The organism is Sulfurospirillum sp. hDNRA2 (assembly GCF_024206095.2).
GTDB lineage: Bacteria > Campylobacterota > Campylobacteria > Campylobacterales > Sulfurospirillaceae > Sulfurospirillum.
In genome coordinates, this window is record NZ_CP159800.1 from 2242392 (window position 1) to 2255761 (window position 13370).

The following is a 13370-nucleotide window of genomic DNA, read 5'->3' on the forward strand; positions in this document are numbered from 1 at the left end:
ATCTTACATGTCAAATGCAACGACGCGGTTTCGCCCTTGCGCTTTGGCTTCATAGAGGGCTTTGTCGGCTTTGTCGAAAACTTTAACGATACTATCGTATTTTTCAAATTGCGCTACCCCGAAACTCGCCGTAATCGAAACTACTTCGGGAAACCTGTACGCGGCAATGCTTTCGCGCAATTTTTCCGCCAAAGTTTTAGCCCCGTTTTTGTCCGTGTTGCGGCAAATGAGCAAGAACTCTTCGCCGCCCCAACGTCCGAACACATCGCTTTCGCGTTTCGCACGCATCACGATTGCGGCGATGCTTTTGAGTACCTCATCGCCTCGTTTATGCCCGTAATTGTCGTTCACGTTTTTAAAATAATCCAAATCGAATAAAACAATCGAAAGCGGTGATTGATAGCGATCGAACAGCTTTTTTTCCTGCTCCAAAATATCATCCAGCTTCAAACGATTATGAATACCCGTAAGCTTGTCGGTGTTGGAGAGGATTTCCAATTTAGCGTTGTATTGATGGAGTTGATACTGCCTGATCAGTACGATAAAAACAATAAAACCGATGAACGCCGAAATCATATAAACATACGTATAGTCCATATGCCCCTCGACGTTGACCGAAATCCATTTGTTTAAAACGGTTTGTTTTTGGGTCGCATCGATCGAATCGATCGCTTTTTCAAATAACGAGAGCAAAAGCGGTTCATCGTTTCGCGTCGCGATGCTCAGGTCTATTCTTTCATCCAGTTTGCTAATGATTTTTAACGAACCGAAATAGTCTTTTTGAATCTGATACGCCATCGTCGGTAACGTCCCGATAAACCCGAAAAGCTTCTTTTGCGCCACTTGCTTGAGTCCCTCTTCGTCGCTTGGGGTATCGACAAATTGAAGATTCGGATAATGAACCCTCAAAATATCGCCGTACGCATACCCTTTGGTTATACCGATGGATTTGCCCGCAAGCGCGTTCATGTCTGCGTAAAACACTTTGTCTTCCCCCGAAACCAACACAAGCGGTATTTGCATGTACGGATGGGTAAAATTGAGATATGCCTTACGTTCGGGCGTCGCGATGGAAAGCGATAAAATGTCGCACTGACGCTCTTTGGCTTTAAGAAGCGATTCCGCCCACGTGCGCGTCGGTATCAAATCGATCGGAACGCCTAAAAACGTCTCCATAAGGGCGATATAATCGGCAATGATGCCCACGTGCTTCCCGTTTTGGTTCATCTCCAAAGGCATTTGATCGGGATTGATACACATACGAATACGGTTTTTTTGCGCAAGGTATATCTGCTCGTCTAAGGAAAAAGCCAATCTCAACTCTTTGGACATAATGCTTTTCGACCACTTGGATTTCAGCGCGTCTAGTTCATCGGGCGTGACGCTGTGCAAGGCTTTGTTGATAATCCCTTGTAGGATTTCGTCTTCGGGTTGCATCACGATGTAAAGGTTGCTATCTTCCAAATTTTTGAGCGCGACTTTAAAAGCGACATGTAAGTTGGTGAGCATCTCTTTTTCGATGATATAATGCGCCGTAAACGCATCGTCGACTCCGGCGTCGATCAATCCGTATGCGATCGCTTCGAGCATCTCTTTGGCGGTTTCATACTCCACAACGTTGAGCTCGGGATACTCCTCTTTGAGGTATTGCGTCGTCGGCCACCCTTTGCCCGCACCGACCGTTTTACCTTTGAGCGTTTCCATCGTGCTGATGTCGTGACGCTTGGTTTGGGTGATGAGGGCTAAGTCCATCGTGATAAATTTATCGCTGAAACGAAAATGGTGACGTCGCTCCGCGGAGGGAATGAGCGGTTGCGCCATCTGAATCTCTTTGTTTTGAAACTTTTCATACACGACAGGCCACGTACCGCTGATAAAATTGAAATGTAAGCCTACTTTCTTGCCTAAAAGTTTCAAATAATCCACCGAAAAACCTTTCGCCTCCCCCTCTTCGTTAAAATCGTACGGATACCATCCCAGCTCGTTGGTCACGCTGATGCTTGGATGCGTTGCGATATACATTTTTTCATGTTCGCTAAGCTCAACGCTTTGCGTGTTTGCAGGCGAAGTTTTTTCGTGAACCAGCGGAAGGTATTTGCGCTTGATCTTTACATGTAAATCTTGCGGCATGGCATCCAACATCTTATTAAAAAGCGAGATAAATTCAGGCCAATCCTTTGCCGTCGCAACAGACTGCTCTTCGGTGGCGTAGCGCGTGAGATTGGAAATCTTGACGTTATCCAGACGATAATTTTTAACAAACATGCTCATAATCGCAATATCGCCGATAAAACCGTCGACGTTATGCTCGTTGACCGCCCTCATCGCTTCAAGAGAATTGGCATAAGTGATGTAGGTAAAATGCGGAAAATCGTGTTTGAGCTTCTCGTTAATCACGTAGTTAGGAACCACGGCGATTTTACGCATACTCCCGTTAAAGAAGATTTCGGAAGGAAAGGTTTTGGACGTTAAAAGCGAGAAAGGAAAAGCACAATAGGCTTTGCTAAAAAGCATCGTTTGGTGGAGTTGGGAATTAGGCGTCAACCGTAAAATGACGTCGATACCGTCATGCGTTTTCACACGCTCCAACGCTTCCGCCCAACTGCCCTCGGTTTCGTATTCGATTTTGAGATTGAACATAGAAGCAAAAAATTTGATGTACTCGACGCTGATGCCTACATATTCATTTTCGTGCATAAATTGATAGGGCGGAAGGTCTTTCGTGATGCGAACGTGAAGGGTTTTGGTTTTATCCAACCATGCTTGCTCTTGTGGACTTATCTCAACCGTTGCGGCATGCAACCATCCAAGAAAGTACGCCGTTATAAAAAAAAGGGAGACGATCACTTTCATGGCACGCCCTATCAAGACAAGAGTGTTTCGGGGCTTAGTATACTAAAAATTTTCTACAAATGCGTTATGCCGAAACATTTAGCCTTACATGTAACGTTTTTAATGCTCATCAAGCAATAGTTTCAACCCTAAAAAGAGAAAGAGAACTCCGACGGTTTTATGAAACCATCGAATTGCGAAATGATCCGACGTTAGTTTTTGCAGTGCAAGCGTTGCACTCCATGCGATCAAAATATTCCATAACGTTCCGTTCACGTTAAAGACGACACCTAAAAAGAGCATGCTTAAGGAGTGGTATTGCGCTTGTTGATCCACAAACTGAGGTAAAAATGCTAAGAAAAAAAGTGCGACTTTGGGGTTGAGCGCGTTGGTTAAACACCCTTGCCAAAAAATCGTTTGAAACGAGACAAATCGCGCACGTTGCGACGAAACGAGAGAGGCACTTTGAAAGATCATCTTAAAGCCTAAATACAAAAGGTACAACGCACCGATGACCTTCACGACCGTAAACGCCGTTGCGGAAGCAACGAGAAGGGCCGATAAGCCGACGCTTGCCGCCACGATATGCACCATACATCCCGTCGAAATTCCCAAAGCCGCCGCCAAACCGCCTTTAAAGCCTCGTGACGAAGCGTGTGAAAGAATATAAAACGTATCGGCTCCGGGCGTCATATTGAGCAGTAAACCGGAGACGACAAAAAGCCAAAGATCGTGTGTTCCGAACATCGTTCTCCTTGCGTTGCTTCAGGGTGCTCTGTTTTGAAGAGTTTATCGCGTACTATTATAGTGTGAACTTCCCCAAAATCCAAGCAATCCAACCGGTAAAAGCAATATCCATTGCGGTAATTTAAACCACCAACCGCTTGATGTTTGCATTGCTATCACGGCTAAAAAGATACCGCCGAAAGAGCACCACAAAAAAGCAATGCACTTCACGGTTACAAGCAGCTCTTTCGTACAGGCATAAGAACTTCGTATGAAAATCAATGCCGAAAACCCTAGCGTTACCGAAACCATATGCCATAGGGCATACAAAACGAGCTTCGCTTCTTCATCCATCGGCGTCGCGAGCAATACCGAAGCGACATCCGCCCCGCCTGCAATGACGTGAATCAGCGTCGTTACCAGTGCCAAAAGCCCTGCTAACAAAAGTTTTATATTCATCGTATCGACCTTAATTTTTTACCGTATTGTAGGGTGAAACGACGCTTTTGTCTTGTAAAAAACCGACATAATCTCATGCGTGGGAAAAAACTGTGAGAATTTTTTGAACTCTTTATTGAAGTGAGATTGGTCACAATAGCCAAATTCATACGCAATCGCGGAAAAATTGGAAATATCGTTTTTGATCACCTCTTTAAACACCGTAAAAAAGCGCAGAATAGTGCAAAATTTTTTCGGCGTATACCCGATGTAATGCTTGAAAAGCCGCTCAATTTGGCGACTTCCAAGCTGTGTGAAATGTTCCAAATCGCGCATCGTTCGAACGCCTTGATACAATGTGATGTGATCAACGAGGTCGAGTATCGGTTGATGAAATACCGTCGTTTTGCATAAAGATTCAAAAAGCGCGTCAAGGAGAATGACTTTTTGAGCCTCATCCGACTCGTAACGATCAAGCTGATAGTGCAACGATGGAGACACTTCCGCTAAAGGGACGATACGATCGGTCAAAGTATGGGCTTCGATGTGTAACAGTTGAGGTAAAACGGAAGGACGAAAACGAATTCCAAACGCATCATCGCCCGCTTCAATCGGCATAATTTTACTCTCGCTCATCGCTCCGACAAGCATCCATTGCCGCTTTTGACAGACAAGATCCATGCATCCATCCGGCACAATAGGCATTAAAATACTTTTGGACGAAACGTTTTGAAAGCTCCAGTACGTATCGATATAAGATTGGAGAGTAAAAGAAGGTTGGTATTTTTGAGTCTTCAAAAACTGCAAATCAATGACCTTTTGTGTTTACATGTAACAAGATTAGACGCTACATGGCATGATTTTTCCGATGGAAAATACACTTTAAGAAATCTGCACATGCAGATAATTATAGTTTAATGCAAAAAAGAGGTCAAGATTGACCGGTTTGGAGACTTCAAAAAGTACCTAACCGTTATGCGGCTAGATACTTTTTCTTTTACGCGTGTCTGACGAAAACAGTCGTTATTTTTTTCACAATAGGCAAAATAAGCAACAGTGTCGGAAAAGCAATCAACCATGAAATCGCCCAAGAACTCATCCAAAGATTGATAAACGAATAGTTCAACCCTGAAACCCTTATCGTGCTGATGAACGAAACGAGCATCGTCATTAAAACGGAGAGGAAAAACGGCATAACGATTCCGCTGTATTTAGCGGGAAGTTTTGGTATACCGAAAACAATGGTGGGAGATGTATGAGAAGAGTGACTCATAAAGCATCCTTTGCAAATAACCGGCTATCAAGGCGCTCTTCATGTTATGAGGCATAACATAAAGTTCATCCCCGGACGAACCGGTAGAAGTTAGCGCATTGGTTAACGTTAAATGCTTACGGCATACTTTATAGAAAAATTTGCACGGGTATTATAGCAAAAAATCTGTGCTTTACGATAAATGTGTCACTGATTTAAGGTCGAAAATTTCGACCTTAAATTACCCCTCTCTTAGCGCTTTAGCGATCAATTCTATCGGGTTTTTAAAGATAACATCGACTTTTTGTCCGTGCATAGCGTCACTGAGTTGCATTCGACACGCACTGCATTCAGCACTCACGTACTCGGCGCCTGTGGCTTTGATCATCGCCGCTTTTGGTACGCCTGCGGCTTTAGCGAAACGGTAATTGCCCGTTTGCATCGTGACACCGCCGAAACCGCAACAACGGTTCGGGTCACTCATCTCTTTCATCACGTAATTTTGTGAGAGTAAGTTTCGCGGCTCTTTCCACACACCTTGCATTTTGCGCGCGTGGCACGGGTCATGGTAGGTAACGGCATCGCTTTGTTTGGCTTTGGTTGCCAAGATTTGCGCTAGGTTTGTTTTCTTTTCCAAGTATTCGGTTGCCATAAAAATATGCGGAGCAATAGCTTTGGCTCTGGCTTGCCACTCTGGTTGGTCGTGGAAGAAATGCACGTAGTCGGCTTTGATCATTGCGCTACAGGTCGCTTCTGGAATGATGATGGCGTCTAATTCATCTTTAAAGCCCTCGATGTACTCGATGTTAAACTTTGCAAGCGCATCAACGCTCTCAAAATCGCCCGTAAAATACTGAGGCGCGCCACAGCATTTTTGTTGTTTGATGAGATACGCATCGATCTCCAAGACTTTGAGAATCTCTAATAGTGCCTTACCGATGTCGGTGTACATGTAGTTTGCCAAACACCCGATGAAAATGCCCACTTTGCCTTTGCCGCCGTTATAAATCACGTCAGGGTGGGAATTCAAAAACGTTTTCTTTTTCAAGCTCGGGAACAATCTGTCCATTTTAATGATCGGGAAGTTTCGCATGTACATGGAGCTTTGTTTCTCCACCAGTTTAAAACCGCACGTTTGAAACATGTAACCCAAACGGGCTAAGACGTCCATAATATTACGGTTGCGTAGCAAAAAGAACGCAAGTTTTTTATACCATGCAAGCCCGAATTTTTTACGAATATCGTTACGCGCTTGCTCGATGAGCCCGTCGACCGGTAAAGAGTTAGGGCAGACGCTCACGCAATTGGTACACAAAAAACAGCTTTCAAAAATCTTTTTAGCGTTTTTATCCAGCTCCAACTCGCCTTTTTGGTACGCACCTAAAAGGTCTAAAAAACCTCTCGGACTCGTTACTTCGTCACGGTTCACTTCGTGAATCGTACAGACCGGAATACACTTGCCGCATTTGACGCAGGCATCTGAAGTTAGGGTATAGGGGAACATGTTTACACCGTTTTACTGAAGCGTCGTTGTGCTTCGGGAATTTTCTTAAGATACGCATCAAAGGGCATCACGATATTGCGAATGAGCAGTGTGCCTGTGGTATTGACGAGAATTTTTTTCTCCACTTTATCGATCATCACCAAATCTTCTTCGACAAACGGCGCAAGCGCTTCAATCGCGTCGGCAAAGTAGTCAAAAAAGTCGATGCCAAACTGCGCTTCGATGCCTGCAATGTTGAGCTTGAAGTTGCTCATCATCTCCATAATGACAGCTTTTCGAAGCACATCATCGTCGTTTAAGATGAGCCCACGATGCACGGGTAGTTTACCCTCATCGATCGCTTTTTCATACGCATCCATCTCTTTGAAGTTTTGCACATAGTGGCGCACACCCTCACCAATGCTGGTTAAACCAATACCGATCAAATCCGCTCCACCTTTGGTCGTATAGCCTTGGAAGTTACGGTGCAATTCGCCTTTTTCGATGGCAAGAAACAGCTCATCATCAGGTTTTGCAAAGTGATCCATACCGATCATTTTATAGCCATTGGACTCTAAATAATCAATCGTGTAGCGCATAATAGCAAGCTTGACACTGGGGTGCGGAAGCGTGGTCTCATCGATCTTGCGCATCGACTTTTTCATCCACGGCACGTGCGCGTAGTTAAAGACCGCCAAACGACTTGGATCAAGTGTTACGGCAAGACGAAGGGTCTCTTGAAAGCTCTCAAAAGTTTGGTAGGGAAGTCCATAGATCAAGTCCATATTGATCGACTTAATGCCCGCTTCTTTAGCCATTTTTACAACATTTTCCGTCACGTCGTAAGGTTGAATGCGGTGGATTGCTTTTTGAACCTCATCGTTAAAGTCTTGCACACCATAACTCACGCGGTTAAACCCGTTACATGTAAGCACCTCTAACTGCTCTTTGGTAAGGTAGCGCGGGTCGATCTCACAGCTGATCTCGGCATCTTTGGCGAAGTTTTTAAAATGCTTCTTGATAGCACCTATAATGTGCTCTAACTGTGCGGTGCTAAAAAATGTCGGCGTACCGCCACCAAAGTGCATCTGAATCACTTCGCGCGAGGTATCGAGGTGTTTGGAAAGCAACTCTAGCTCACGCTCCAAATAGTCGATATAACGCTCTTTTTTGTCTTCCTTACTCGTGTATACGACGTTACAGCCGCAAAAATAACACGCACTTCGGCAAAACGGAAGGTGAAAATACAAAGAGAGTTTACGGCTCTTATCTTGATGTGCCAAAACATCTTCGTAGCTTCTACATGTAAAGCTCTCATGAAACTCCGGAGCGGTCGGATAGCTCGTGTATCTAGGTCCCGCTTTGGAATACTTGGCAAATTTTTCAAAATCAATCATATGCGTCCTTAGCGCGTTGTCGCGCTGATAATACTCGAACCTTCCGGCAAGTAGAGGTCTTTCAAATCCAAAAAGAGGTTGGGATGCTCTTTTTTGATCTTCGCGATTAAGCTATCAAAATCGATGTTTTTCTTTTTGCTTCGATTGAGCTCTTCCATTGCCACGCTTAAGACGTCGTGAAAATCTAAAGGCAAATGCTTTAAAATACTCTTCTCAAGTTTCAAAAAAAGAGCCTCTTGTTCGGCTTCTTTAAAATGCTCGATCATTTTACTGAGCGTCTCGATCGACAAAAGCGCATGAAGTTTATCGTTTTCGTCGTAAACTAACCACGGCTCTTTCGTGTTATCCCACGAACCGCTTTTCAGGCGCAATACTTTCGCCTCACTCTCTTCGCTTGGAAGAATTTCCAAAACCGTCTGTTCTTTTTGTTTGGTTGGGCTTAAATTTTTAGAAATTTTTTCTATCATCTTAAACTCTTTTCGTTTTTTAAATTCCATTAGTTATTTCTGTGCTTATCCAGCCATACCATCACGGCTTTTTGGGCATGAAGTCTGTTTTCTGCCTCATCAAAAATCTCATCGGCATGCGCTTCAAAGACACTTTCGCTCACTTCATAATCACGGTACGCCGGCAAGCAGTGTAAAAACATTGCATCGTCTTGCGCCAAACTCATCATCGCATCATCGACCATAAACCCTTGAAAATCAGCGATGCGCTTCGCTTTTTCTGCCTCTTGCCCCATCGAAACCCATGTGTCGGTCGTCACCACCGTAGCACCTGTGATCGCCTCTTTAGGATCATTGCCGATTTTAATCACCGCGCCACTCTCTTTGGCAAATGAGAGAGCATCTTCTAAGATTTGAGCATCCACTTCATACCCTTTAGGTGTGGCGATGCGAAGTTCAAAACCTAGTTTAGAAGCGAGCATCAACCAGGAATGGGTCATGTTGTTGCCATCGCCCACATACGCAACGATGGGGTTTTGATCTTTTTTGTATTCGACCATCGTGAGATAATCCGCCATCAACTGCACAGGATGGTACGAATCACTCAAACCGCTGATCACAGGAACGCGTGAATACGCCGCAAACTCTTCGAGCGTGCTTTGCGCAAAGGTTCGGATCATCACCATATCGACCATTCGGCTAATGACACGTGCCGTATCTTTCATCGGTTCACCGCGCCCTAGTTGTAAGTCATTGGAAGAGAGGAACAACCCTTTTCCGCCAAGCTGATGAATCCCCACCTCGAAGCTGACACGTGTTCGTGTACTGCTTTTTTCAAAAATCATGCCTAAGGTTTGATTTTCAAGGTAGGGTTTAAATTTGCCTTTTTTCGCCTGTTTTTTGATCTTGATCGCCAAATCGATGATCTCTAAAATCTCTTTTTTTGAAAAATCTTTCAGTGTGAGAAAGTGTCTCATATTCAATGTCTCCTTTTATTTGGGCAAAGCCCACATAAAATTCCCCGCACTAAAGCTTACGCTTTGCGTAGAATTTACTTTTTTCTTAAAATCTCAGCTACTTCTTTCGCGTGGTAACTGATGATGATGTCAGCCCCCGCGCGTTTAAACGCGATCATCGTCTCCATCATCACACGCTCATAATCGATCACGCCCGCTTTTGCGGCCGCTTTTAAGAGCGCATATTCGCCACTCACGTTGTAAACACACAGCGGTGTCGACGTTGCTTCACGCACATCACGCACGATGTCGAGGTAGGCAAGAGCGGGCTTCACCATCAAAATGTCAGCCCCTTGCGCTTCATCTTCGATGGATTCAGCAATGGCTTCTCTGCGATTGGCTGGGTCCATCTGGTAGGTTTTACGATCGCCAAAAGAAGGAGCAGACTCTGCCACATCGCGAAACGGTCCATAGTACGCACTGGCAAATTTGGTCGAATAACTCATAATCGGAAGGTTAATAAAGCCTTCGCTATCCAAAGCCTCACGTAATGCTTCGATCATCCCGTCCATCATACCTGATGGGGCGATCATATCAGCACCTGCATGCGCGTGAACAAGAGCTTGTTTGGCTAAAATCTCTAACGTTGCGTCGTTATCAACGCTTTCGTGCTCCATATCTAAAATGCCGCAATGTCCATGATCGGTAAATTCACAAAAACAAAGATCGGTGACGACAAACATGTTCGGATACGCTTTTTTCACCGCTTTGATCGTACTTGCGATAATGCCATGCTCACAAAGTGCATCACTGCCCACGCTGTCTTTGACTTCGGGAATACCAAATAAAATAATTGCGTTAATTCCAAGTGTTTGCAACGTGCCGCACTCTTTCACAATCTCGTCGATGCTCATCTGAAAGACACCGGGCATCGAGCCAATCTCTTTTTTAATCCCTTCGCCACTTCGTGCAAATAACGGATAGATAAAATCGTCCATGCTAAGAGTGGTTTCGCGCACAAGGGAGCGAAGCGTTGCGTTCATTCTGAGTCTTCTAAATCTTTTAAACATTCTTTTGCCTTATCTTCGTTAGAATTATCGTCGCTTATAAAAAATAATGATTTTACCATAACTGGATTTAAAAAATATGAAAATCGAAATTTCCGAAGTTGCAAACCTTCCCTCTCGGTTTGGAAGCTTCAAAATTCAATCGTTTAAAGAGGGTATTAAAGAGCATTTAGTAATCTTCAAAGAGCCCTTAGGTACGATTCCCTTAGTCCGAATTCATAGCGAATGCCTTACGGGCGACACTATCGGAAGCCTGAAATGCGACTGTCGCGACCAACTCGAATATGCCTTGAAGCTCATCGAAAAAGAAGGCGGTATGGTCATTTATTTACGCCAAGAAGGGCGTAATATCGGGCTTCTCAACAAAGTCAACGCCTATGCTTTGCAGGATAAAGGTTTTGATACCATCGAAGCCAACCACCAGCTCGGTTTTAAAGCCGACGAACGTACCTACGAGATCGTCGAGTTTATCTTAAACCGTTTTAACGTCTCGAAAATCCGACTCTTAACCAACAATCCCAAAAAGCTCGAAAGCCTCAAAGGGATTGAAATTACAGAACGCGTGCCCGTGATTATCGAACCGAACGTTTTCAACGAGAAGTATTTAAAAACGAAAAAAGAGCAAATGGGACACCTTTTTTAGGAGAAACCGTGATACGCGAAGCCAACGTTCAAGATGCCGACGTTTTAGCGATTCTTCTCGAACAATTGGGCTATGAGAACACGTCCTCGTTTCTTCCCGCGCGCATTCAAACGCTTTTAGAACATCCCGACGCGTCTTTAGCGGTGTACGAAACCGAGGGTCGCGTCGTCGCTTTGCTTTGTTTACATGTCATTCCTCAAATCGCCCTACTCGGTCCGTTTTTACGGATTAGCTACTTTGTCGTCGATGAAACGATGCGTTCGGTTCACATCGGTGCTACCTTAGAAGCTTATGCTTTAGACGTCGCTCGAAAGAAAGGCTGCGATCGCATCGAAGTGCATTGCCATGAAAGACGCAAAGACGCACACCGTTTTTACGCGCGATGCGGTTACGTCGAATCGCCGAAATATTTTGTCAAAAACCTACATGTAAGGAGTGAAGATGCTTAAAGAATTTCGCGATTTTCTCGTCAAAGGAAACGTCGTCGATATGGCGGTCGGTTTTATTTTCGGAGCGGCGTTTGCGACGATCGTCAAATCGCTGGTCAGCAACGTCATCATGCCGCCGATCGGCTTGTTGCTCGGGAACGTCGATTTTTCGTCGCTTTTTATTGCACTGGACGGCAAAAGCTACGCCTCTTTAAGTGAGCTTGAAAAAGCGGGTGCTCCGGCGATCAAACTCGGTGTTTTTTTCAACGACCTGACCTCCTTTGTTATTTTGGGATTTGTCATGTTTATGATGATCAAAGGCTACACGAAGATTGCACCCAAAAAAGCACCCGAAGCTACGACGAAAGCGTGCCCCGAGTGCGCGATGAACATTCCCCTCGCCGCTAAAAAATGTCCGCATTGTTTAAGCGATCAAGCATAACATCGACGCACAAAAATCCTTACATGTAAGATGACATGTAAGGATTTTCAATCGACCTTACGCTAGCAAATTGGATTGGGCAAACTCCCAATTCACGAGATGTTTTAAGAAAATATCGAGATAATCTACGCGCCTGTTTTGATAATCCAAATAGTAAGCATGTTCCCACACGTCCACGGTTAACAAAGCTTTTTGAGCATGCACCATCGGCGTATCGGCATTGGACGTTTTCGTCACTTTGAGCACGCCGTTTTCCAGCACCAGCCACGCCCAGCCGCTTCCAAATTGCGTCGCACCCGCACTTTTAAACGCTTCAACAAACGCTTCGTAGCTTCCGAAAGCTTCGTCGATTTTTGCAGCGATCGCACCGCTTGGCGCACCGCCGCCGCCTTTTTTCATCGAATGCCAGTAAAACGTGTGGTTCCACACCTGTGCCGCATTGTTGAAAATAGCCGCTTTTTCGGGCTTGTTCGCCGAAAGTTTGATGATCTCTTCCAGCGGCGCGTCCGCAAGGTCGCTTCCTTGAATGAGATTGTTTAGGTTTGTAACATATGTTTGATGATGTTTTCCGTGATGAAATCCAAGAGTGTCGGCACTGATATAAGGCGCAAGCGCATGAGCTTCGTAAGGAAGCGGAGGTAAAGTAATCGCCATCGTAAACTCCTTGTCGTAAAATAATCTTCTCGTTCATTCTATCGCTTCTTGCTAAAGGAATGTTAAATCTATGAATTTAGTCTCTTAGTTACATTTTTTTATCAATTGACTTTTGAAACTTTTTAGCTATAATTTTTTCGTATTTTTCATCTTAAAGGAGTTGCGTATGAAACGAAGAGATGCTTTAAAAATAGGTGCTCTTGCCGCATTGGCGACGACGGTTGCAAGTGCTTACGACGAAAAATTAATCGTCAATAAACAAGCTATGAGCATTAAAGATCCGGCAAATCCTACCGAGGCGGAACTTAAACACTCTCCCGAAATCACGATCGGTGCGGCGGATAAAAACGGCTTTGCGCTGGTGGAAGTCAATATTGGACAAAAAGGCGTTCTTCATCCAAGCGTCGAGAACCATTGGATTTACGAAATCACGCTTTTTGCGGACGGACACAAAGCGGCAACGGTTTCGCTTGAGCCTAAAACGTCTCGAGGCTATTTGGCGGCACGCATCGATACGAAAAGCGTCAAAACGCTTTCCGCCGTTGCACGCTGTAATCTCCACGGCGACTATACCTCTTCTATCGCCGTTGTTTAAGCTTTTTTGAT

General features: G+C 44.7%; 15 protein-coding genes. 4 read left to right on the plus strand and 11 right to left on the minus strand.

Annotation, left to right across the window (positions count from 1 at the left end; all coding sequences use genetic code 11):
• Positions 1-3 precede the first annotated feature (3 nt).
• The 10 genes from NL930_RS11030 to hemB all read right to left on the minus strand — a co-directional run bounded on the left by NL930_RS11030 (position 4) and on the right by hemB (position 10600).
• Positions 4-2853, minus strand: coding sequence for a transporter substrate-binding domain-containing protein (locus NL930_RS11030; protein WP_254376706.1), 2850 nt, complete (start codon positions 2851-2853; stop codon positions 4-6).
• Positions 2854-2952: 99 nt separating this feature from the next.
• Positions 2953-3579 carry a LysE family translocator gene (locus NL930_RS11035; protein WP_041962876.1) on the minus strand — a complete coding sequence of 209 codons (627 nt, stop codon included), beginning with the start codon at positions 3577-3579 and terminating at the stop codon, positions 2953-2955.
• Between the two features lie 42 nt (positions 3580-3621).
• The gene (locus NL930_RS11040; RefSeq protein WP_254376707.1) at positions 3622-4017 is read right to left on the minus strand and encodes a hypothetical protein; all 396 of its coding nucleotides are present in this window, start codon (positions 4015-4017) and stop codon (positions 3622-3624) included.
• 18 nt (positions 4018-4035) lie between these two features.
• Positions 4036-4803 (minus strand): helix-turn-helix domain-containing protein, encoded by a 768-nt coding sequence (locus NL930_RS11045; RefSeq protein ID WP_254376708.1) that lies wholly within the window; start codon positions 4801-4803, stop codon positions 4036-4038.
• A gap of 190 nt (positions 4804-4993) precedes the next feature.
• Entirely contained in the window at positions 4994-5269 is a 276-nt protein-coding gene (locus NL930_RS11050; RefSeq protein ID WP_254376709.1) for a DUF2798 domain-containing protein, read from the minus strand.
• Positions 5270-5489: 220 nt separating this feature from the next.
• Complete coding sequence (locus NL930_RS11055; RefSeq protein WP_254376710.1) at positions 5490-6752, minus strand: (Fe-S)-binding protein; 1263 nt, start codon at positions 6750-6752, stop codon at positions 5490-5492.
• Between the two features lie 2 nt (positions 6753-6754).
• On the minus strand, positions 6755-8128 hold the full coding sequence (gene hemN / locus NL930_RS11060) for an oxygen-independent coproporphyrinogen III oxidase (RefSeq protein ID WP_254376711.1): 1374 nt from the start codon (positions 8126-8128) through the stop codon (positions 6755-6757).
• Between the two features lie 8 nt (positions 8129-8136).
• Entirely contained in the window at positions 8137-8595 is a 459-nt protein-coding gene (locus NL930_RS11065) for a DUF2603 domain-containing protein (protein ID WP_254376712.1), read from the minus strand.
• 29 nt (positions 8596-8624) lie between these two features.
• The gene (gene argF / locus NL930_RS11070) at positions 8625-9551 is read right to left on the minus strand and encodes an ornithine carbamoyltransferase (RefSeq protein ID WP_060826611.1); all 927 of its coding nucleotides are present in this window, start codon (positions 9549-9551) and stop codon (positions 8625-8627) included.
• 74 nt (positions 9552-9625) lie between these two features.
• Complete coding sequence (gene hemB, locus NL930_RS11075) at positions 9626-10600, minus strand: porphobilinogen synthase (protein ID WP_254376713.1); 975 nt, start codon at positions 10598-10600, stop codon at positions 9626-9628.
• 76 nt (positions 10601-10676) lie between these two features.
• Here hemB and ribA point away from each other — a divergent pair, with 76 nt between their 5' ends.
• From ribA to mscL, 3 genes are read left to right on the plus strand one after another with little or no spacing between them, the layout of a single operon-like run.
• Positions 10677-11240: a GTP cyclohydrolase II gene (gene ribA, locus NL930_RS11080; protein WP_039672166.1), complete on the plus strand. Its 564-nt coding sequence runs from the start codon at positions 10677-10679 to the stop codon at positions 11238-11240.
• An 8-nt stretch (positions 11241-11248) separates the two neighbouring features.
• On the plus strand, positions 11249-11689 hold the full coding sequence (locus NL930_RS11085) for a GNAT family N-acetyltransferase (RefSeq protein WP_254376714.1): 441 nt from the start codon (positions 11249-11251) through the stop codon (positions 11687-11689).
• The gene (mscL, locus tag NL930_RS11090) at positions 11682-12110 is read left to right on the plus strand and encodes a large conductance mechanosensitive channel protein MscL (protein ID WP_039672164.1); all 429 of its coding nucleotides are present in this window, start codon (positions 11682-11684) and stop codon (positions 12108-12110) included. The genes NL930_RS11085 and mscL overlap by 8 nt, the downstream gene beginning before the upstream one ends.
• A 57-nt stretch (positions 12111-12167) precedes the next feature.
• Here mscL and NL930_RS11095 read toward each other — a convergent pair whose 3' ends face one another.
• Positions 12168-12764 (minus strand): superoxide dismutase, encoded by a 597-nt coding sequence (locus NL930_RS11095; RefSeq protein WP_254376715.1) that lies wholly within the window; start codon positions 12762-12764, stop codon positions 12168-12170.
• A 166-nt stretch (positions 12765-12930) separates the two neighbouring features.
• Between NL930_RS11095 and NL930_RS11100 the strand changes: the two genes are divergently transcribed.
• Positions 12931-13359 (plus strand): desulfoferrodoxin family protein, encoded by a 429-nt coding sequence (locus tag NL930_RS11100; protein WP_254376716.1) that lies wholly within the window; start codon positions 12931-12933, stop codon positions 13357-13359.
• Positions 13360-13370: the final 11 nt, after the last annotated feature.

Bases quoted from the DNA above. Each gene is read 5' to 3' on its own strand.
- NL930_RS11030 (WP_254376706.1), bottom strand. From the start codon at position 2,853: ATGAAAGTGATCGTCTCCCTTTTTTTTATAACGGCGTACTTTCTTGGA.
- NL930_RS11095 (WP_254376715.1), bottom strand. From the start codon at position 12,764: ATGGCGATTACTTTACCTCCGCTTCCTTACGAAGCTCATGCGCTTGCG.
- NL930_RS11065 (WP_254376712.1), bottom strand. From the start codon at position 8,595: ATGATAGAAAAAATTTCTAAAAATTTAAGCCCAACCAAACAAAAAGAA.
- hemN (WP_254376711.1), bottom strand. From the start codon at position 8,128: ATGATTGATTTTGAAAAATTTGCCAAGTATTCCAAAGCGGGACCTAGA.
- ribA (WP_039672166.1), top strand. From the start codon at position 10,677: ATGAAAATCGAAATTTCCGAAGTTGCAAACCTTCCCTCTCGGTTTGGA.
- NL930_RS11055 (WP_254376710.1), bottom strand. From the start codon at position 6,752: ATGTTCCCCTATACCCTAACTTCAGATGCCTGCGTCAAATGCGGCAAG.
- mscL (WP_039672164.1), top strand. From the start codon at position 11,682: ATGCTTAAAGAATTTCGCGATTTTCTCGTCAAAGGAAACGTCGTCGAT.
- argF (WP_060826611.1), bottom strand. From the start codon at position 9,551: ATGAGACACTTTCTCACACTGAAAGATTTTTCAAAAAAAGAGATTTTA.
- hemB (WP_254376713.1), bottom strand. From the start codon at position 10,600: ATGTTTAAAAGATTTAGAAGACTCAGAATGAACGCAACGCTTCGCTCC.
- NL930_RS11100 (WP_254376716.1), top strand. From the start codon at position 12,931: ATGAAACGAAGAGATGCTTTAAAAATAGGTGCTCTTGCCGCATTGGCG.
- NL930_RS11050 (WP_254376709.1), bottom strand. From the start codon at position 5,269: ATGAGTCACTCTTCTCATACATCTCCCACCATTGTTTTCGGTATACCA.
- NL930_RS11035 (WP_041962876.1), bottom strand. From the start codon at position 3,579: ATGTTCGGAACACACGATCTTTGGCTTTTTGTCGTCTCCGGTTTACTG.
- NL930_RS11040 (WP_254376707.1), bottom strand. From the start codon at position 4,017: ATGAATATAAAACTTTTGTTAGCAGGGCTTTTGGCACTGGTAACGACG.